The 18,840-nt window shown below is 64.3% G+C and carries 16 protein-coding genes; 9 read left to right on the top strand and 7 right to left on the bottom strand.

Features of this window, described 5'->3' with window-relative positions:
* Positions 1 to 8 precede the first annotated feature (8 nt).
* A complete protein-coding gene (locus tag ACUXH0_RS10555; protein WP_004635729.1) occupies positions 9 to 1,280 on the bottom strand; it encodes a polyhydroxyalkanoate depolymerase in 1,272 nt (423 codons plus the stop codon).
* A 206-nt stretch (positions 1,281 to 1,486) separates the two neighbouring features.
* Positions 1,487 to 2,683: an amino acid aminotransferase gene (locus ACUXH0_RS10560; protein ID WP_012435203.1), complete on the bottom strand. Its 1,197-nt coding sequence runs from the start codon at positions 2,681 to 2,683 to the stop codon at positions 1,487 to 1,489.
* Between the two features lie 336 nt (positions 2,684 to 3,019).
* On the opposite strand from ACUXH0_RS10560, the gene uvrB reads away from it, so the two are divergent.
* Together uvrB and ACUXH0_RS10570 are read left to right on the top strand one after the other, a co-directional pair.
* A complete protein-coding gene (gene uvrB / locus ACUXH0_RS10565; protein WP_182594270.1) occupies positions 3,020 to 5,110 on the top strand; it encodes an excinuclease ABC subunit UvrB in 2,091 nt (696 codons plus the stop codon).
* A 174-nt stretch (positions 5,111 to 5,284) separates the two neighbouring features.
* The gene (locus tag ACUXH0_RS10570; protein ID WP_182594271.1) at positions 5,285 to 7,369 is read left to right on the top strand and encodes a site-specific recombinase; all 2,085 of its coding nucleotides are present in this window, start codon (positions 5,285 to 5,287) and stop codon (positions 7,367 to 7,369) included.
* Here ACUXH0_RS10570 and rbsK read toward each other — a convergent pair.
* The 5 genes from rbsK to ACUXH0_RS10595 are packed head-to-tail and all read right to left on the bottom strand — an operon-like array spanning position 7,366 to position 12,991.
* Positions 7,366 to 8,331: a ribokinase gene (gene rbsK, locus ACUXH0_RS10575; protein WP_182594272.1), complete on the bottom strand. Its 966-nt coding sequence runs from the start codon at positions 8,329 to 8,331 to the stop codon at positions 7,366 to 7,368. The genes ACUXH0_RS10570 and rbsK overlap by 4 nt on opposite strands.
* A 37-nt stretch (positions 8,332 to 8,368) precedes the next feature.
* The gene (locus tag ACUXH0_RS10580; protein WP_004635719.1) at positions 8,369 to 9,409 is read right to left on the bottom strand and encodes a LacI family DNA-binding transcriptional regulator; all 1,041 of its coding nucleotides are present in this window, start codon (positions 9,407 to 9,409) and stop codon (positions 8,369 to 8,371) included.
* A gap of 18 nt (positions 9,410 to 9,427) precedes the next feature.
* Positions 9,428 to 10,435 carry an ABC transporter permease gene (locus tag ACUXH0_RS10585; protein WP_024973113.1) on the bottom strand — a complete coding sequence of 336 codons (1,008 nt, stop codon included), beginning with the start codon at positions 10,433 to 10,435 and terminating at the stop codon, positions 9,428 to 9,430.
* Positions 10,425 to 12,005: a sugar ABC transporter ATP-binding protein gene (locus tag ACUXH0_RS10590; RefSeq protein WP_182594273.1), complete on the bottom strand. Its 1,581-nt coding sequence runs from the start codon at positions 12,003 to 12,005 to the stop codon at positions 10,425 to 10,427. The genes ACUXH0_RS10585 and ACUXH0_RS10590 overlap by 11 nt, the downstream gene beginning before the upstream one ends.
* Before the next feature lie 29 nt (positions 12,006 to 12,034).
* The gene (locus ACUXH0_RS10595) at positions 12,035 to 12,991 is read right to left on the bottom strand and encodes a sugar ABC transporter substrate-binding protein (protein ID WP_024973111.1); all 957 of its coding nucleotides are present in this window, start codon (positions 12,989 to 12,991) and stop codon (positions 12,035 to 12,037) included.
* Positions 12,992 to 13,414: 423 nt separating this feature from the next.
* Here ACUXH0_RS10595 and iscR point away from each other — a divergent pair, with 423 nt between their 5' ends.
* From iscR to hscA, 7 genes are all read left to right on the top strand, one after another.
* On the top strand, positions 13,415 to 14,008 hold the full coding sequence (gene iscR, locus ACUXH0_RS10600) for a Fe-S cluster assembly transcriptional regulator IscR (RefSeq protein WP_004635714.1): 594 nt from the start codon (positions 13,415 to 13,417) through the stop codon (positions 14,006 to 14,008).
* Between the two features lie 73 nt (positions 14,009 to 14,081).
* Positions 14,082 to 15,299, top strand: coding sequence for an IscS subfamily cysteine desulfurase (locus ACUXH0_RS10605; protein ID WP_004635713.1), 1,218 nt, complete (start codon positions 14,082 to 14,084; stop codon positions 15,297 to 15,299).
* 59 nt (positions 15,300 to 15,358) lie between these two features.
* Entirely contained in the window at positions 15,359 to 15,760 is a 402-nt protein-coding gene (gene iscU / locus ACUXH0_RS10610; protein ID WP_004635709.1) for a Fe-S cluster assembly scaffold IscU, read from the top strand.
* Between the two features lie 26 nt (positions 15,761 to 15,786).
* Positions 15,787 to 16,107, top strand: coding sequence for an iron-sulfur cluster assembly protein IscA (gene iscA / locus ACUXH0_RS10615; protein WP_004635708.1), 321 nt, complete (start codon positions 15,787 to 15,789; stop codon positions 16,105 to 16,107).
* Between the two features lie 10 nt (positions 16,108 to 16,117).
* Positions 16,118 to 16,318 (top strand): DUF3565 domain-containing protein, encoded by a 201-nt coding sequence (locus tag ACUXH0_RS10620; RefSeq protein ID WP_012435208.1) that lies wholly within the window; start codon positions 16,118 to 16,120, stop codon positions 16,316 to 16,318.
* Positions 16,319 to 16,362: 44 nt separating this feature from the next.
* Entirely contained in the window at positions 16,363 to 16,902 is a 540-nt protein-coding gene (hscB, locus tag ACUXH0_RS10625; RefSeq protein WP_004635705.1) for a Fe-S protein assembly co-chaperone HscB, read from the top strand.
* 69 nt (positions 16,903 to 16,971) lie between these two features.
* A complete protein-coding gene (gene hscA, locus ACUXH0_RS10630; RefSeq protein WP_012435209.1) occupies positions 16,972 to 18,837 on the top strand; it encodes a Fe-S protein assembly chaperone HscA in 1,866 nt (621 codons plus the stop codon).
* Positions 18,838 to 18,840 lie beyond the last annotated feature (3 nt).

The following is an 18,840-nucleotide window of genomic DNA, read 5'->3' on the forward strand; positions in this document are numbered from 1 at the left end:
CTTCAGGGTCAGGCGACAGCCTTGATACGAGGAGCATTCTCGTCATAGCGGCGGATGAAATCACGCAACTGCGGATATACCTGCTCGCGCCAGCGGCGACCCGAGAAGATGCCGTAGTGGCCGCACTTGGGCGCCGTCAGGTGCTGCTTGCGCGCGTTCGGGATGCCGGTGCACAGGCCATGCGCTGCTTCCGTCTGGCCGCTGCCGGAGATGTCGTCCAGTTCGCCTTCGATGGTGAAGAGCGCGGTGCTCTTGATGTCCTGCGGACGCACCGGCTTGCCTTCTACCACCCACGTGCCGTTGGCCAGGTGGAACTCCTGAAATACGTCGCGGATGGTCTCCAGGTAATACTCGGCGGCCATGTCCAGCACGGCGTTGTACTCGTCGTAGAAGCGCACGTGGGCCTCAGCGTCTTCCGTGTCACCCTCGATCAGGTTCAGGTAGTAATCGTAGTGCGATGACAGGTGGCGGTCCGGGTTCATGGCTACGAAGCCGGCGTGCTGCAGGAAGCCCGGATACACCTTGCGGCCATGACCCGGATAGTTGGCCGGCACCGTGTAGATCACGTTGTTCTCGAACCAGCTGTGCGCCTTGTTGGTCGCCAGCGAGTTGACGGCGGTCGGGCTCTTGCGGGCGTCGATCGGGCCGCCCATCATGGTCATCGTGCGCGGCGTCTTCTCGCCGTCCGAGGCCATCAACGAGATGGCGGCCAGCACGGGCACGGTCGGCTGGCACACCGAGATCACGTGCAGCTTGTCGGCGCCAATGTGGTTGATGAACTCGCGGATGTAGTTGATGTAGTCCGACAGGTGGAAGGCGCCTTCCTCGGTCGGCACCATGCGAGCGTCGATCCAGTCGGTCACGTACACCTTGTGATCCTGCAACAGCGTGCGCACGGTGTCGCGCAGCAGCGTGGAGTGGTGGCCCGAAAGCGGCGCACACACCAGCACGATCGGTTCATCCTTGAGCAGCTTGATGGTCTCGGCGTCGTCGGCGTAGCGCTTGAAGCGGATCAGGCGGCAGAACGGCTTTTCGACGATGGTCTGCTCGACGATGGGAATGTCCCGGCCGTTGGATTTGACGGAGCGGATGCCGAATTCTGGCTTCTCGTACTCCTTGCCCAGGCGGTACAGCAGCTCGTAGCCCGCAGCGTAGCGTTGCGCGCCGGGCATCAGAGACAGCGGACTCAGTGGGTTGGTGAAGGTCTTGGCAGTCGCTTGGGCCCAAGCTGTCATGGGGCTGAGCAGGGCGCGCTGGAATTCGTGAAGCTGGTAAAGCATGGCTGGACCGGTCTGTGGTGGCGAGGGCGACGCGAACGATTATGCACCTGAGTGCACGGTACTGCGATGCAGCATAAACCCTGATAACAGAGTGTTGCACCGCTTCTATGATGCGCCCGTGTCAGTCTATTCCGATGCAGCAAAAAAGCGGCCGAAGCCGCTTTTCTTTTTGCAATTGCACCTAAGGCGTGATGCCTACAGCACCTTTACAGAACATCAGCGATGGCATTCACCACGGCATCGATGTTGTGCGTGTTCAGCGCGGCCACGCAGATGCGGCCGGTCGACACGGCGTAGATGCCGTGCTCGGTGCGCAGGCGATCCACTTGCGCGGAGGTCAGGCCCGAGTACGAGAACATGCCGCGCTGGGCCTTCACGAACGAGAAATCGGTCTTCACGCCCTTGGCGGCCAGCTTGTCGACCAGTGCGTTGCGCATCGACTTGATGCGATCGCGCATTTCGCCCAGTTCCTGCTCCCACATCGCGCGCAGCTCCGGGCTCGTCAGCACGCTGGCGACGATCGTGCCGCCATGCGTCGGCGGGTTCGAGTAGTTCGTGCGGATCACGCGCTTGACTTGCGACAGCACGCGGGCGGATTCGTCCTTGCTGGTCGTCACGATCGACAGCGCGCCGACGCGCTCGCCGTAGAGCGAGAACGACTTCGAGAACGAGCTGGAGACGAAGAACGGCAGGCCCGATTCAGCAAACAGGCGCACAGCCAGGCCGTCTTGCTGGATGCCGTCGGCGAAGCCTTGGTAAGCCATGTCGAGGAACGGGATCAGGTTCTTGGCCTTGATGACTTCCACGACCTGCTTCCACTGCTCGGTGGTCATGTCCACGCCGGTCGGGTTGTGGCAGCAGGCGTGCAGCACGACGATCGTGTTCGGCGCGTAGCCGTTCAGCGAATCCAGCATGCCGGCGAAGTTCAGGCCGTGCGACGGGGCATCGTAGTACGCGTAGTTGACCACTTCGAAACCGGCGGATTCGAACAGCGCGCGGTGGTTTTCCCAGCTCGGGTCGGAAATCGCGACTTTGGCGTTCGGGTACAGGCGCTTGAGGAAGTCGGCGCCGATCTTCAGTGCGCCGGTGCCGCCCAGGGCTTGCGCGGTGACCACGCGGCCTTCGGTGATGAGCGGCGATTCAGCGCCGAACAGCAGCTTCTGCACGGCCTGGTCGTAGGCGGCAATGCCTTCGATCGGCAGGTAGCCACGCGGGGCAGCTGCAGCCAGGCGGGCCTTTTCGGCTTCCTGCACGGCGCGCAGCACCGGAATTTTCCCTTCGTCGGTGAAGTACACGCCCACGCCCAGATTCACTTTGGTGCTGCGGGTATCGGCGTTGAAAGCTTCATTCAGGCCCAGGATGGGGTCGCGCGGGGCCAGTTCGACGGCGGAGAAAAGCGACATGAGATGTCTCGATCGGTTGGTTCGGGATTCGGTGGGATCTTGCAGGCGGTGCGGCGCGGACTCCGGGGCGGCTCGCCCGGCGCCAGATGTACAACGAGGCGCGCACGAGGAGGGATTGTACCGAATACAGGCTCTAATCGCCCGAAAAATCCTTGCAGAACAGGCGCCTAAAGTGCTCTGGCGTCCGGTACAGATGTGCCGACCGGGATGTCCAAACGATTGCCGAGGGCGCGCGCTACACTACACGATTGGTTGCAATTGCCGCTGCCGCCCTCATTTGCCGAGGGCGTGCGAGTCACTTTGTCGACTTCCCGCGCTGCCATCCCACCCGCCGCCATGACCGATCTGAGCCAAGTCCCCAGCCCGCACGACGAGTCGAAGTTCGTGACTTTCGAGGGCTCGCCGTTCCAGTTGTACCAGCCGTATCCGCCGGCCGGCGACCAGCCGGAGGCCATCCGCCAGCTCGTCGAGAACATTGGCGACGGCCTGTCGTACCAGACCCTCCTGGGTGTGACGGGCTCGGGCAAGACCTTCACCATGGCCAATGTGATCGCGCAGGTGGGTCGGCCGGCCATCGTCTTTGCGCCCAACAAGACGCTGGCGGCGCAGCTGTATTCCGAGTTCCGGGAGTTCTTCCCGCGCAATGCGGTCGAATACTTCGTCTCGTACTACGACTACTACCAGCCTGAGGCCTACGTGCCGCAGCGCGACCTCTTCATCGAGAAGGATTCGTCGATCAACGAGCACATCGAGCAGATGCGGCTCTCCGCCACCAAGAGCCTGCTGGAGCGCCGCGACGTGGTGATCGTAGCCACCGTGTCGGCCATCTACGGTATTGGCAACCCGAGCGAATACCACCAGATGATTCTGACGCTGCGCGCGGGTGACAAGGTCAGCCAGCGTGACGTGATCGCGCGCCTGATCGCCATGCAATACACACGCAACGAGACGGATTTCCAGCGCGGCACCTTCCGCGTGCGCGGCGACACGGTCGACATCTTCCCCGCCGAGCATGCAGAAATGGCGGTGCGCCTGGAGCTGTTCGACGACGAAGTCGAATCGCTGCAGCTGTTCGATCCGCTGACCGGCCGTGTGCGGCAGAAGATTCCGCGCTTTACGGTGTACCCGTCGAGCCACTACGTGACGCCGCGCGAGACCGTGCTGCGCGCCATCGAGACCATCAAGGCTGAACTGCGCGAGCGGCTCGATTTCTTCTACAAGGAAAACAAGCTGGTGGAAGCGCAGCGGTTGGAGCAGCGCACGCGCTTCGATCTGGAGATGCTGCAGGAGCTGGGCTTCTGCAAGGGCATCGAAAATTATTCGCGGCACCTTTCTGGCTCCGCGCCCGGCGAACCGCCGCCGACGCTGGTCGACTACCTGCCGCCCGATGCGCTGATGTTCCTTGATGAATCGCACGTGCTGATCGGCCAGCTCAACGGCATGTACAACGGTGACCGCGCGCGCAAGGAAACGCTGGCCGAATACGGCTTCCGGCTGCCTTCTGCGCTCGACAACCGGCCGCTGAAGTTCGCCGAATTCGAGACCAAGATGCGGCAGGTGACCTTCGTGTCTGCCACGCCGGGGGATTACGAAAAGAAGACCGCGGGCACGGAAGTCGTCGAGCAGGTCGTTCGCCCCACGGGCCTCGTCGACCCGATCATCGAGGTGCGCCCCGCCACGACGCAGGTCGACGATCTGCTGTCTGAGATCCATGTGCGTGTCGAGGCCGGCGAGCGCGTGCTGGTGACCACGCTCACCAAGCGCATGGCCGAGCAACTGACCGAGTTCCTGTCGGAGAACGGCGTCAAGGTCCGCTACCTGCATTCGGACATCGATACCGTGGAGCGCGTGGAGATCATCCGTGACCTGCGCCTGGGCACGTTCGACGTGCTGGTTGGCATCAACCTGTTGCGCGAGGGTCTGGATATTCCCGAAGTGTCGCTCGTGGCGATCCTGGATGCGGACAAGGAAGGTTTCCTCCGTGCCGAGCGCTCGCTCATCCAGACCATTGGCCGCGCGGCGCGGAACGTGAACGGCACCGCCATCCTGTATGCCGATCGCATGACCGATTCGATGAAGAAGGCGATTGGCGAGACCGAACGCCGCCGCGCCAAGCAGATCGCCCACAACGAGGCGCATGGCATCACGCCGCGCGGCGTTGTCAAACGCATCAAGGACATCATCGACGGCGTGTACAACGTCGACGATGCGCGCGCGGAACTGAAGGCCGCGCAAGAGGCCGCCAAGTACGAAGACATGAGCGAGAAGCAGGCGTCCAAGGAAATCAAACGCCTGGAAAAACAGATGCTCGACCACGCCAAGAACCTCGAATTCGAAAAGGCGGCGGCGGTGCGCGATCAGCTTGCCAAGCTCAAGTCGCAGCTCTTTGGAGCGAGCGGCGAAGATCACGTCGTTCCGGCCGCCTGAACTGCGCGGCCATCTGCGTTGTCGGTGTCCCGCTGCCTTGCCCGAGGCGGGCGGCGGGTGAGTGTCAACACCATTTCAAATCAGGCTCAGGCTCAGGCGCTGCGTGTCGTCTGACTGGGGAACCGGCACCCGCTGCAGCGCTCGACTGCGCGCGTTCGCCATCAAGGGAGTTCGATGTTCGATTCTTTGCTCAACCCGTGGCGCAAGTGGCGCGCTTCCCGGCACGCCAGCCATCAACTCGATGCCATCCTGGCGCAGTTCGAGCCCACGCGCAGTCTGGCCGAGCGCAATGAATGGCTGATCGAGCTGGCTTACTGGCTGCGTCGGGCGGACCGGCCAGCGGGGGCTGCGTCGGAGTCCTGGCGTTATGCCCGTCTGCGTTATCTGTTGCAGGTGCTGGAGAACAATCCGGCCCTGGCAGAACGCGTCGGACAGACATTGCGCAGCATCGTGCAAGACAACGATCCGGTGTCGCTGTTATGCGATACGGGGTTGTCGTCACGCTCGGGTTTCTGGAGCGAGTTGGTCGACCGCTGGCAGGCGCGCTGGCTGCCGCCCGCACCCAATCAGGCGCAACTGGCAACGTTGTTTGCACTGCTGTTCGTGGGCCCGACCGATGCGCAGTGGGTGGGTGGCCTTGACGACGAACTGGTCACGCGCCTCCACGCGCTGTTCCGTGCGGGGATGACCGATGAGGAGCACGCAGCGGGCCAGACACGGTTGGAACGCAGCCTTGGCATCGGCATCCAGATCCTGATCAGCCAGGTGCGTGCGGCGGGTTTGTCGCGCGGTATCCGCAGCCGCATGGACCATGCGGAACTCACCGATTCTCCGTTCTATCTGCTCGCCGATGCGGCCAACGCGATCTTCCTGGAACGGCCCGACACGGCGCTTGCGAGCCCCGAGCGTTTTGTGCAGGAACTCAACTATTTCCGCGCCGTGCTGGATCGATGCCGCGCGGCTACGGCCAGCGTGTATCAGCATCTGGACGAGAACGGCGTCTCGGTGGAGGTCGTGTTTCAGGTCGAACGCATGAAGGCGTGGCTGGGCCGCATCGATCTGCTGCTCTCGGCGTGGGCGGACACGCAGGGCTCTCGCCGCTTCGTGCATATGACGGCCGAGCTGGTGTCGGCCAGCCAGCACCGCCGCAGCGTGGGGTATCTGATCCGCTCCACGTTTGCCGATCTGGCGCGCAAGGTGGTCGAGCGGTCTGCCGAGAGCGGGGAGCACTACATTACGCGCGACGGCAAGGAATACGGCGCGATGGTCAAGGCGGCAGCCGGCGGTGGCGTCATTACGGCGGCCACGGTGTACATCAAGTTCTTCATCACGGGCGCGCATCTGTCGCGTTTTACCGAAGGGCTGTTCGCGTCGATCAACTATGCGGTCAGCTTTCTCGGCATCCATTTCGCGCATTTCACGCTGGCCACCAAACAGCCCGCCATGACGGCGCCCGCACTGGCGCACCGACTCGACCAGGTCGGGCGCCAGGAAGGGCTGGACCGCTTTGTCGACGACACCGTCGCCATGATCCGCTCCAACGCGGCGGCGATTGCAGGCAACCTGGCGGCCGTGGCGCCGGTGGCTTTCCTGGTGCAGTGGCTCGCCGGGCGTTTCTTCCATACGGATCTGATCTCGGCAGCGAAGGCGATGGCGACCATCGATTCGTTTTCGATCCTTGGGCCGACGCCGCTGTACGCGATCTTCACGGGCGTGTTGCTATGGGCCTCAAGCCTGGCGGCGGGGTGGGCCGACAACTGGTTTGCGCTGCACCGTGTGCATGATGTGATTGCCTACCACCGGCGCTTGCGCTTCATGGTCGGCACGCAGGGCGCGCAGCGCATTGCCAGCTTCTGGAAGCGCAATCTGTCGGGCATCGTCGCCAATGTGTCGCTGGGCTTCATGCTGGGGCTGGGGCCCGAGATCCTGTCGTTCTTCGGACCGCATATGGAAGTGCGTCATGTCACGCTGTCGACGGGTGCGGTGGCAACCGCCGTGGGCGTACTGGGCCCCAGCGTGATGCACACGGCGCCGTTCTGGCTGGCCGTGGCGGGCATTGCGCTGATGGGCGTGCTGAACGTCCTGGTGTCGTTTGCGCTGGCCTTCAACATGGCGATGCGCTCGCGCAACCTGCGCGGCGTCGATCGCAAGCGAGTGACGGGTGCCGTGTGGCGGCGCATCTTGCGGGATCCGCTTTGCCTGCTGGTACCGCGCGCCCCGACCGCGAGCACGCCGCCCGGCACCAGTACGCCGGTCTAGTGGGTGGCAGGCGCGGCAGGCGCACCCAGCTCGCTGCGGAACGGAATGGACGGCTGCGCGCCGAGCCGCGTGACTGACACGGCCGCCGCGGCTTGCCCAAACTCGATGGCTGCATCGGCTGCCGCGTCTTCCGCCAATGCCGCTGCCAGCGCACCCACGAACGTATCGCCAGCGGCAGTGGTATCGATGGCATGCGCGGTGGGCGCCGGCATCAGCAGGCGCGAGTGGGCATCCACGTAGGCAACGCCGTGCGCGCCCAGCGTGACAATCACGTGCCGCGCACCTTGTGCGTGGAGATCGGAAGCGGCATCCAGTGCGGCTTCGGGCGAATCGACGGGCCGGGCCGTCAGCAGCGCGGCTTCGGTTTCGTTCGGGATCAGGTAATCGCAGGCGGCGATCCACGGCGTAGGCAAGGGGCCGATGGCGGGTGCAGGGTTCAGGATGACCGTCTTGCCAAGCCGCTGGCCCAGCTTGAGGGCGCATTCCACCGCATCGGGCGGCGATTCCAACTGACAGACGATGACGCGCGCGCGTTCGAACGCAGCACGCTGGGCTTCGATCATCGTTGGCGTCAGCAACTCGTTGGCGCCGGCCACGATGACGATGGTGTTCTGGCCGCTGTTGGCCACGGTCACGCAGGCGATGCCGGTGGCCACCCCGGCGTGCTCCGATACCATCGATGTGTCCACGCCTTCGCGGCGCAGGCCGTCGCGCAGCGCGGTGCCGTACGCGTCATCACCCACGCAGCCGAGCATGGCGACACGGGCCCCCAGGCGTGCAGCGGCCACTGCCTGGTTGGCGCCCTTGCCGCCCGGGATGGTTTCCAGCGCAGGCGCTGCAACCGTTTGCCCGGGACGCGGCAAGCGGGGCGTGCGGATCACGAGATCCATATTCAGGCTGCCGACGATCAGCACGTCGGCAGCGGGGTGCGCGGAAGAGGCGGAAGGGCGCTTGGCCACCATGGCGGGACTACGTTGAAAGCGTGAAAGGGATGCGGGATCAGGCGGCGCGGGCGGGGCGCTCGGGCTCGGCGGTCGACTCGCGCAAAGACAGGCGCGGCGGCAGCACGATGCGGCGTGCACGCGGCTCTTCCACAGGATGGCGCAAGGCGTTGTCGCCGAGATGCTCGAGCAGCGTCTGCGCGGTGGTCTCGCCCAACTGGCGGATCGATTGGCCGACAGTGGACAGCGCCGGATAGACGTAGCGGCTCAGTTCGATGTCGTCAAAACCCATCACGGACAGCGCCTTCGGCACGGGAATGCCCAGTTCCGCCGCGGCGCGCAGCGCACCGATGCCCATCAGGTCATTGCCGGCAAAGATGGCCGTGGGCATCTCGCCTTCGGTCAGCAGCTGGCGCGCGGCGCGGTAGCCGCCGGGGCTGGTGAAATCGCCTTCGGCAATGCGGGCGGTGGCTTCGGGCACGCCCGCCTCGCGCAGCGCGCGGTGGAAACCGGCCAGGCGCTCCGCCGTCACGCTCAATGCCGAAGGCCCACTGATGCAGGCGATGCGGCGGTGGCCGAGGTCCAGCAGATGCTTGGTCGCCATGTACGCGCCTTCTTCGTGATCGACTTGGACCTGATCGGCCTGGATGCCTTCGGTCGGGCGGTCGACCATCACGATGGGCAGGGCGGATTCACCGAGCGCTTCGACCAACGCCGTGTCTGGCCCGGCGCTGCTGACGATGATGCCGTCAACGCGTTTTTCCATCAGCACGCGCAGGTAGTCGCGCTGCTTGCGGGGGTCGTCGTCGGAGTTGCAGAGGATGACGCTGTAGCCGGCGGCGGCACACACATCTTCAATGCCCCGCGCCAGCTCCGCAAAGTAGGGGTTGGTGGCGGTGGGCACGAGCACGCCGATGGTGCGCGTGGTGCGGTGTTTGAGCGAGCGCGCCACGGCGCTGGGCACATAGCGCGTGGCCCGGATGGCCTCTTCCACGCGCTTGCGCGTCTCGGCGTTGACCGGTCGTGTGTTGTTGATGACGTGCGAGACGGTGGTGAACGAAACTCCGGCCAGTGCGGCCACGTCTTTGATGGTTGCCATGACGATCTCCTCGGTCTCTTAATGGTGTTTGCTGCGGTTGCGCTTGCTGCGATAGGTATCCATGACCACGGCTGCGACGATGACCGCGCCCGTGATGATGCGTTTGGTGGGCTCGGAGGCGCCGATCTGTGCAAGGCCCGATTCGAGCACCGAGATGATCAGCACGCCGAACAGCGTGCGCACGACCGACCCGCGTCCGCCCATCAGGCTCGTGCCGCCGATCACCACGGCCGCGATCACCTGCAGCTCCATGCCCACGCCGGCGTTCGGATCGGCCGCTTCCAGGCGCGACACCTGGAACAGCGCAGCCAGGCCCGAGAGCAGCCCCATCAGCGCGAACACCGCAATCTTGTAGGGGCGCGGATTCACGCCCGCCAGCCGCACGGCTTCTTCATTGGTGCCGATGGCCACGAGGTAGCGGCCAAACACCGTGCGCACCAGCACGATTTGGCCAACCACCGTGATGGCAATCGCAATCAGGAACGACGGCGCGATGCCCAGCGCGATGGGGTTGGCCAGCCAGTCGACCGCGCTGCCGATGTACACCGTGCGCGAATCGGTGAGGCTGTAGGCGAGGCCGCGCGCCATTTCCAGCACGCCCAGCGAAACGATGAACGACGGAATGCCCCAGTGCACCGTGACTGCGCCGGTCAGCATGCCGGCCGCCGTGGCCAGCACCACGCCCGCCAGCGCAGCCGGCAACAAGCCCCAACCCAACTGGGTCATGGCCACCGACAGCACCGAAGCCGACAGCGCCAGCACCGAGCCCACCGACAGATCAATGCCGCCGATCATCAGGATGAATGTCATGCCCACCGCCATCACGAGCAGGTCGGGAATCTCGTTGGCGATGGTTGTGAACGTGGGCAGCGAGAAGAACGTTGGCGACAGCGTGCCGAACAGCACCAGCATGGCGATCAGCGCAGCGAGCAACCCGCCGATAGTGCCAAGCGACATGCCCAGAGCCGCGCGCGTGCCGGCTGTTGCAGCGGGCCGCGTCGGGGGTAGGGTGGAATCAGAGCGCATCTGCGGTCTCCGAGGGCGATTGAGGTGCGGACGACTCGGATTCGCCCGATTCACCGAAGACAGCGGCGAGCAACGCGTCCTGACTCCAGCCACCACGTTGGAAGATGTGCGTGAGGCGTCCGGCGCGCATGACGCCAATGTGATCACACAGTTGCATGAGTTCACGCAAATCGCTCGACACCACGACCAGCGCCTTGCCTCGCGCGGCCAGGGTGTCGAGCAGCGTATAGATGTCGAACTTGGCGCCGACGTCTACGCCTCGCGTGGGCTCATCGAGGAGCAGCACAGGCGTGTCGCGCTCCAGCCAGCGGGCAATCGCCACCTTCTGCTGATTGCCGCCCGAGAGTTCACCGACCGGTTGCTCGGGCCCAGCGCAACGGATGCGCAATGCGCCGATGTGCCGCTGAGCTAGCACACGCTCGCGTGCCGGTTGCAGCCAGCCGCGCTTCGTTACGCCTGGCATGTTGCCCAGCGCGATGTTGGTCGCGATGGGCAGGCTCAGCATCAGGCCTTCGTCCTTGCGGTCTTCGGTGAGCAGGCTGATGCCGTGGCGCACCGCGTCGCCCGGCGAACGGATGCGCACTGGCGCCAGCGGCGAGCCGACTTCGACGCTGCCCGCATCCGCGCGGTCCGCACCGAAGATCAGCCGCAGCAGTTCCGTGCGCCCCGCACCGACCAGGCCCGCGATGCCGAAGATTTCTCCCGGCGCCACGTCAAAGCTCACATCGCGCACAGCCGGGGCACGCGTCAGCCCGGTCACCCGCAGCGCCGGTGAGCCGTCACCGAGCCACGGTTCGCGCGCGGCCCGCTGCGTTTCGGACGAGGCGGCCACGTCGCGACCGACCATCGCCTGGATCAGCGCATCCTGCGTGACCGTCGCAGCCGGCGCATCGGTGACGAGCTTGCCGTCACGCAGCACGACGATGCGATCCGCAATGCGCGCCAGTTCGTCCAGGCGGTGAGAGATGTAGATGATCGCCACGCCTTCGCGGCGCAGCGCGTCGATGCGCTCGAACAGCGTGGCGCTTTCGTGCGCGCTCAGCATCGCCGTCGGCTCGTCGAGGATCAGCACACGGCATGCGCTTGCCAACGCGCGGGCAATCTCGATCATCTGCCGGTGGCCGATGCCGAGCGTGTGTACGGGCGTCCAGGGGTTGAGGTCCAGGCCCACGCGCGCAAGCGCCTGTTCGGCCCGAACGCGCAGCGCAGAGCGATCCACGAAACCCAGCCGCCGGGGGAGTTCGCCGAGGAACAGGTTTTCGGCCACTGTCAGCGTCGGCACCATGCTCAGTTCCTGCAGCACCATGCGCACGCCCAGCGCCTCCGCTGAGCTGCGCGAATCAGGCGCGTAGAGCGTGCCGGCAAGCGTCATCGACCCGGAGGTTGCCGTCTCCAGCCCGCAGAGGATCTTGGAGAGCGTGCTCTTGCCGGCGCCGTTCTCCCCCGTGAGCGCGAGCACCTCGCCCGCGTGCACGTCGAGATCGATATCTCGCAGCACGGGGGCGGCGTAGTGCTTGCTGACGGCGGAAACACGCAGCAGCGGCGGGCGCGGTTCGTAAGCGGCAGACATGGCTGGCGGCGGCTTGCCGGTCTGTGGCGTTACGTGCGCGTGACGAGGTTGACCGGTGTCTCGACGACACCCGACAGCTTCGCTTGCGGCGTCTTGGCGGCTAACGCCTTCAGGGCGGTCTCGATGCCGTAGACGGCTTGCTGATCGGCGTGCTGATCGGCCGTCGCAACGACACGCCCGTCAGCCAGCATGGCCTTGATGGCGTCGATGTTGTCATAGCCGCCAATCAGCACCTTGCCCAGCTTGCCCGCCGCGCGCACAGCCGATACGGCGCCGATCGCCATGTTGTCGTTGCCGCACAGCAGGGCCTTCAGGTCGGGCTCGGAGCGCAGCATGGCGGCTGCCACCTTGTTTCCCTTGTCGATTTCCCATTCGCCCGATTGCACCCCCGCGATCTTCAGCTTGGCCGCTTCGGCGGCGTCCTTGAAGCCAGCGGTACGTTGCTGGGCGTTCGTGGTGGTCGGTATGCCTTCGATGATGCCCACGGCATCGCCCGGCTTGAGCGACTTGGCAACGAAGTCGCCCACCAGTCGTGCACCCTTGCGGTTGTCCGGCCCCACGAAGGGCACGTTCAGCCCTTTCTCTTTCAGTGCCGCGGGGTCCAGCCTGTTGTCGATGTTGATGACGAGAATGCCCGCGTCCACGGCCTTCTTGACGACCGGCACCAACGCCTTGGAATCGGCCGGGGCCAGCACCAGCGCATCCACGCGCGCGACGATCATCTGCTCGACCAGACGGATTTGGCCAGCGGTGTCGGTTTCGTCGCGAATGCCGTTGGTCAGCAGTGAATACTCCGACGCGTGATCCTTCTGATGCTTACGCGCGCCGTTCTCCATGGTCAGGAAGAACTCGTTGGCAAGCGACTTCATCACCAACGCCACCTTGGGTGGCTGGTTGGCGGCGTGCGCCAGCGAAAATGGGAACGGCAGAGCAGCTACGACAGAGCCCGCGCCAAGTTGCAGGGCGCGGCGACGGCGGATATCCATGGTGTCTCCTCCAGGAAGAGGCCTATCTGGGGCGGGTGGGTGCGGGCGTCGTCGCTGCCTCATGCCGTCAGGCATATCTAAGGACAATCGCGCCTCGCTCTTCGCAAACGTTTGCGTACCTGACAGTCTCGGCTACCGCGTAACAGAAGTCAACGAAATTGCGCTTTCCACCGCATAAGTAAAAACCCGCAGTGACGGCGCCTTGACGACGGACTCGCAAGTTGCGCTGCGGGGGTGGCGTGATAGCCCTATCCAACGTGGTTGATTGTTTTAGTCCACAATACGGCCTGCCGCGTGGCCATCCCGTTTTTCGGGCTCTGCAAATCCCCTTGCTGCGACGCGGAATCCCCCGACACCTTAGTTGACCGATTTTGTCGGGTTCCTTTATACTTGAGCAAAACGATCAGGTATTTCCCCGACGCCATGAGATTGACCACCAAAGGCCGCTTCGCGGTCACCGCCATGATTGACTTGGCGCTGCGCCAAGAGCAGGGTCCGGTCACGCTGGCCGGCATCAGCCAGCGTCAGAAGATTTCGCTGTCGTATCTTGAGCAGCTGTTCGGCAAACTGCGCCGCCACGAAATCGTGGAAAGCGTGCGCGGTCCGGGCGGCGGCTACAGCCTCGCCCGCCGTGCCGACGACGTTACCGTTGCCGACATCATCATCGCCGTGGATGAGCCGCTGGACGCCACCCAATGCGGCGGCAAGGGCAACTGCGGCGGCGAAGAGCATGTCGGTGGCCATACGGGCCGCTGCATGACGCACGATTTGTGGGCCACGCTCAATCAGAAGATGGTCGAGTATCTCGATTCGGTGTCGCTGCAGAACCTGGTCGATCAGCAACGCGAGCGTCAGCCAGAAGTGATCCAGGACATGCGTGAAGCGCGTCCGGCTCGCCGCGAACGCACACCGACACGCGCCCGCGCCGTTGACACGCCGGCTACCGCGTCGGTGGCCGCCGAGCCCGTCAAGCGAGCACCGCTGGTCAACTCCGTTTTCAGTCTGGCGCAGTCGTGATTGCGCTAGCGTGAGACTGGCCGCGACGCCAGTCCACACAAGAACATCGCCCCCCACACAAGGCAGACAAGATATGAGCACCCCGCAACTTCCCATCTACATGGACTATTCCGCGACGACGCCGGTGGACCCGCGCGTCGTCGACAAGATGATTCCGTATCTGCGCGAGAGCTTCGGCAACCCGGCTTCGCGCAGCCACCCGTTTGGCTGGGAAGCCGAGAAGGCCGTCGAGACCGCGCGCGAGCAGGTCGCCGCGCTGGTGAATGCCGACCCGCGCGAAATCGTCTGGACGTCGGGCGCCACGGAGTCCGACAACCTAGCCATCAAGGGCGCTGCCAACTTTTACAGCAGCAAGGGCAAGCACATCATCACCGTGAAGACCGAGCACAAGGCTGTGCTGGACACGACGCGTGAGCTGGAGCGCCAGGGCTTCGAGGTGACCTACCTGGACGTGAAGGACAACGGCCTGATCGATATCGACGTCTTCAAGCAAGCCATCCGCCCTGACACCATTCTTGCGTCGGTGATGATGGTGAACAACGAAATCGGCGTCATTCAGGACATCGAGCAACTCGGCGAAATCTGCCGCGAAAAAGGCGTGATTTTTCACGTCGATGCCGCGCAGGCTACGGGCAAGGTGGAAATCGACCTGCAGAAGCTGAAGGTTGACCTAATGTCGTTCTCGGCGCATAAGACGTATGGGCCGAAGGGCATCGGCGCGCTGTACGTGCGCCGCAAGCCGCGTATCCGTATCGAAGCGCAGATGCACGGCGGTGGACATGAGCGCGGCATGCGCTCGGGTACGCTGGCCACGCACCAGATCGTCGGCATGGGTGAGGCCTTCCGCATCGCCAAGGAAGAAATGGCGACCGAGAACGAGCGCATCCGCATGCTGCGCGACCGCCTGTATCGCGGCCTGAACACGATGGAAGAGGTGTACGTGAACGGCGACATGGAAGCCCGTGTGCCGCACAACCTGAACATCAGCTTCAACTTTGTGGAAGGCGAGTCGCTGATCATGGCGATCAAGGACGTCGCCGTGTCGTCGGGGTCGGCCTGCACGTCGGCCTCGCTGGAGCCTTCGTACGTGCTGCGTGCGCTGGGCCGCAACGATGAACTCGCGCACAGCTCGATCCGCTTCACGGTGGGCCGCTTCACGACGGAAGAAGAAGTCGACTACGTGGTCGAGCTGCTCAAGAGCAAGATCGGCAAGCTGCGCGACCTGTCTCCGCTGTGGGAGATGTATAAGGACGGCGTGGATCTGAACAGCATTCAATGGGCGGCGCACTGAGCGCGGCGTTTGAGAACAACGGCGCCCCCGCGCCAGCCAACGATTGAAAGAGGTGTGAAATGTCTTACAGCAACCAAGTTCTGGACCATTACGAAAACCCGCGCAACGTCGGTTCGTTCGAGAAGGGCGACGACACGGTCGGCACCGGCATGGTCGGCGCGCCGGCTTGCGGCGACGTGATGAAGCTGCAGATCAAGGTCAACGAGCAGGGCGTGATTGAAGACGCCAAGTTCAAGACCTACGGCTGCGGTTCGGCCATCGCTTCGTCGTCGCTGGTGACGGAATGGGTGAAGGGCAAGACGCTGGATCAGGCGCTGGAAATCCGCAACACGGCCATCGCTGAAGAGCTGGCCCTGCCGCCGGTGAAGATCCACTGCTCGATTCTGGCCGAAGACGCCATCAAGGCGGCCGTGGCCGACTACAAGGAAAAGCACGGTTCGGCCGAGCAGAAGGCTGCTTGAGCCGGTTTGGATAGAAAGGACGCAGCATGATCACCCTGACCGACAAGGCCGCGCAGCACGTTTCCCGCTACCTGACCCGCCGTGGCAAGGGCGTGGGCCTGCGCGTGGGCGTGAAGACCACGGGCTGTTCGGGCCTGGCCTACAAGCTCGAATATGCAGATGAGATTGCCACCGAAGACCAGGTCTTCGAATCCAACGGCGTCAAGGTGATCGTCGATCCGAAGAGCCTGCCGTACATCGACGGCACTGAGTTGGACTACGCACGCGAGGGGCTGAACGAAGGGTTCCGCTTCAATAATCCAAACGTGAAGGACGAGTGCGGCTGCGGTGAATCGTTCCGCGTGTGAGCGGGGCACATTGAAGCAGCCGATTGTCGGTTTCGAGCGGGACGAGGAGGGCCATTGGGTCGCCCGTCTCGCTTGCGGACATGGGCAGCATATGCGCCACGATCCGCCTTGGCAGTTGCGCCCCTGGACTGAAACCGAAGCCGGGCGCGCCAGCAAGATGGGCGTGGTGGTCGAGTGCCTGAAGTGCGATCGGGGTGAGCCGGTCGAATAAGAAACACGAAGGAACACTAGGCGGCGCAGCCGCTTTTTTTATTCATGAATTCCGGCTTGTCAGCGAACACGACGCATTTTTCTCTCTTCGGTCTGCCCGAGCACTTCGAGGTCGACGACGACGCGCTGAACGCTGCGTATCGCACCGTGCAGTCGCAGGCGCATCCGGATCGTTATGCCCATGCGGGCGATGCCGAACGCCGCGTCGCCATGCAGTGGGCCACACGTGCGAACGAGGCGTATCAGACGCTGCGTGACCCGCTCAAACGGGCGACGTATCTGCTGCACCTGCGCGGTATCGACGTGCAGGCAGAGAACAACACGGCCATGCCGCCCGCGTTTCTGATGCAGCAAATGGAATGGCGCGAAGCCTTGGGCGACGCCAAGGCGGAGCGCAACGTCGATGCGCTGGATGATTTGCTTGGCATGCTGCGCAAGGAAAAACGCACGCGCTATCAGGCGCTGTCCGGTCTGCTCAATAGCGATGGCAACACCGCAGCAGCAGCCGATGCCGTGCGCCAATTGATGTTCATCGAAAAGATCGAACGCGACACCGCCGAGGCCATCGACCGGCTGGAAGACTAGAACCCAGAATTTGCGACAATGTTGGGTTTGCCCCGGCAGGCAGCCCATCCGCGCAATCGAGACATCCCCATGGCTTTACTGCAGATTTCCGAACCTGGCGAATCACCCGCACCGCACCAGCGCCGTCTGGCGGTCGGCATCGACCTGGGCACGACCAACTCGCTGGTGGCCTCCGTGCGCAGCAGCGTGCCGGAAGTGCTGCCCGACGATCAGGGGCGCCCCCTATTGCCCTCCGTGGTGCGCTACCTGCCCACAGGCGGTGCGCATATCGGCTACAAGGCCCAGGCCGAAGCCGTGCGCGACCCGAAGAACACCATCATCTCGGTCAAGCGTTTCATGGGGCGTGGCCTGAAGGATGTTGCCCACATCGAGAACACGCCGTACGACTTTGTCGACGCGCCCGGCATGGTGCAGTTGAAGACCGTGGCCGGCGTGAAGAGCCCGGTGGAAGTGTCGGCGGAGATCCTGGCCACGCTGCGCCAGCGCGCGGAAGATACGCTCGGCGATGAACTCGTCGGCGCCGTCATCACTGTCCCTGCGTACTTTGACGACGCACAGCGGCAAGCCACCAAGGACGCCGCCAAGCTGGCGGGCCTGAACGTGCTGCGCCTGCTGAACGAGCCGACCGCAGCTGCCATCGCCTATGGCCTGGACAACGGCTCCGAAGGCATCTACGCGGTCTACGACCTGGGTGGCGGTACGTTCGACATCTCTGTGCTCAAGCTCACCAAGGGCGTGTTCGAGGTGATGTCGACGGGCGGGGACTCCGCGCTCGGCGGTGACGATTTCGACCAGCGCATCGTGTGCTGGGTCGTCGAGCAGGCCGGCCTGCAACCGCTCTCTGCCGAAGACACGCGCCTGCTGCTGAACAAGGCGCGGGCCGCCAAGGAATGGCTGTCCACCGCCGACAGCACCGAGATCGACGCGATGCTCTCCACCGGCGAGACCGTGCATCTCGTGCTGACCGCTGAGACCTTTGCCGAACTGACCGCCACTCTCGTGCAGAAGACGCTGTCGCCCGTGCGCCGTGCGCTGCGCGATGCAGGCGTGACGGTGGAAGACGTAAAGGGCGTGGTGCTCGTAGGCGGCGCGACGCGCATGCCGATCATCCGCCGTGCCGTGGGTCAGCTGTTCGGTCAGACGCCGCTCACGAACCTCGATCCGGATCAGGTGGTCGCCATTGGCGCGGCCATGCAGGCCAACCTGTTGGCCGGTAACCGGGCACCGGGTGAAGACTGGCTGCTGCTCGACGTGATCCCGCTGTCGCTGGGCGTCGAGACGATGGGTGGCCTGGTCGAGAAGATCATCCCGCGCAACAGCACGATTCCCGTCGCACGCGCCCAGGAATTCACCACCTTCAAGGACGGCCAGACGGCGATGGCGATCCACGTCCTGCAAGGCGAGCGCGAACTGGCGAGCGATTGTCGATCCTTGGCGCGTTTCGAGTTGCGCGGCATCCCGCCGATGGTGGCTGGCGCCGCACGCATCCGCGTGACGTATCAGGTGGATGCCGATGGCTTGCTATCGGTGTCCGCACGCGAAACGGTGTCGGGCGTGGAAGCGTCGATTGCGGTGAAGCCGTCGTACGGTCTGGGCGATGACGATGTCGCCCGCATGTTGCAGGAAGGTTTCCAATCCGCCGAAGACGACATGCGCCGTCGAGCGCTGGCCGAAGAGCGCGTTGAAGGCGAACGCCTGCTTGAGGCGCTGTCACAGGCGCTGGCGGCCGATGGCGATCTGCTGTCGCCCGAGGAGCGTGCCGCCATCGACACCGAAATTGCCGCGCTGCGCACCACCATGCAGGGCGAAGACCATCGCGCCATCAAGGACGCCGTGGATGCCCTGTCGCATGGCACCGACGAATTCGCCGCGCGCCGCATGGACCGCGGCATTCGCAAGGCGCTCGCCGGCAAACGTATCGAGGAACTCGGCTGATCG

Source organism: Ralstonia sp. 110700041-2, assembly GCF_056280165.1.

Excerpts from the sequence above, each read along its gene's own strand:
- ACUXH0_RS10555 (WP_004635729.1), bottom strand. The coding sequence starts at position 1,280 with ATGCTTTACCAGCTTCACGAATTCCAGCGCGCCCTGCTCAGCCCCATG.
- ACUXH0_RS10560 (WP_012435203.1), bottom strand. The coding sequence starts at position 2,683 with ATGTCGCTTTTCTCCGCCGTCGAACTGGCCCCGCGCGACCCCATCCTG.
- uvrB (WP_182594270.1), top strand. The coding sequence starts at position 3,020 with ATGACCGATCTGAGCCAAGTCCCCAGCCCGCACGACGAGTCGAAGTTC.
- ACUXH0_RS10570 (WP_182594271.1), top strand. The coding sequence starts at position 5,285 with ATGTTCGATTCTTTGCTCAACCCGTGGCGCAAGTGGCGCGCTTCCCGG.
- rbsK (WP_182594272.1), bottom strand. The coding sequence starts at position 8,331 with ATGGTGGCCAAGCGCCCTTCCGCCTCTTCCGCGCACCCCGCTGCCGAC.
- ACUXH0_RS10580 (WP_004635719.1), bottom strand. The coding sequence starts at position 9,409 with ATGGCAACCATCAAAGACGTGGCCGCACTGGCCGGAGTTTCGTTCACC.
- ACUXH0_RS10585 (WP_024973113.1), bottom strand. The coding sequence starts at position 10,435 with ATGCGCTCTGATTCCACCCTACCCCCGACGCGGCCCGCTGCAACAGCC.
- ACUXH0_RS10590 (WP_182594273.1), bottom strand. The coding sequence starts at position 12,005 with ATGTCTGCCGCTTACGAACCGCGCCCGCCGCTGCTGCGTGTTTCCGCC.
- ACUXH0_RS10595 (WP_024973111.1), bottom strand. The coding sequence starts at position 12,991 with ATGGATATCCGCCGTCGCCGCGCCCTGCAACTTGGCGCGGGCTCTGTC.
- iscR (WP_004635714.1), top strand. The coding sequence starts at position 13,415 with ATGAGATTGACCACCAAAGGCCGCTTCGCGGTCACCGCCATGATTGAC.
- ACUXH0_RS10605 (WP_004635713.1), top strand. The coding sequence starts at position 14,082 with ATGAGCACCCCGCAACTTCCCATCTACATGGACTATTCCGCGACGACG.
- iscU (WP_004635709.1), top strand. The coding sequence starts at position 15,359 with ATGTCTTACAGCAACCAAGTTCTGGACCATTACGAAAACCCGCGCAAC.
- iscA (WP_004635708.1), top strand. The coding sequence starts at position 15,787 with ATGATCACCCTGACCGACAAGGCCGCGCAGCACGTTTCCCGCTACCTG.
- hscB (WP_004635705.1), top strand. The coding sequence starts at position 16,363 with ATGAATTCCGGCTTGTCAGCGAACACGACGCATTTTTCTCTCTTCGGT.
- hscA (WP_012435209.1), top strand. The coding sequence starts at position 16,972 with ATGGCTTTACTGCAGATTTCCGAACCTGGCGAATCACCCGCACCGCAC.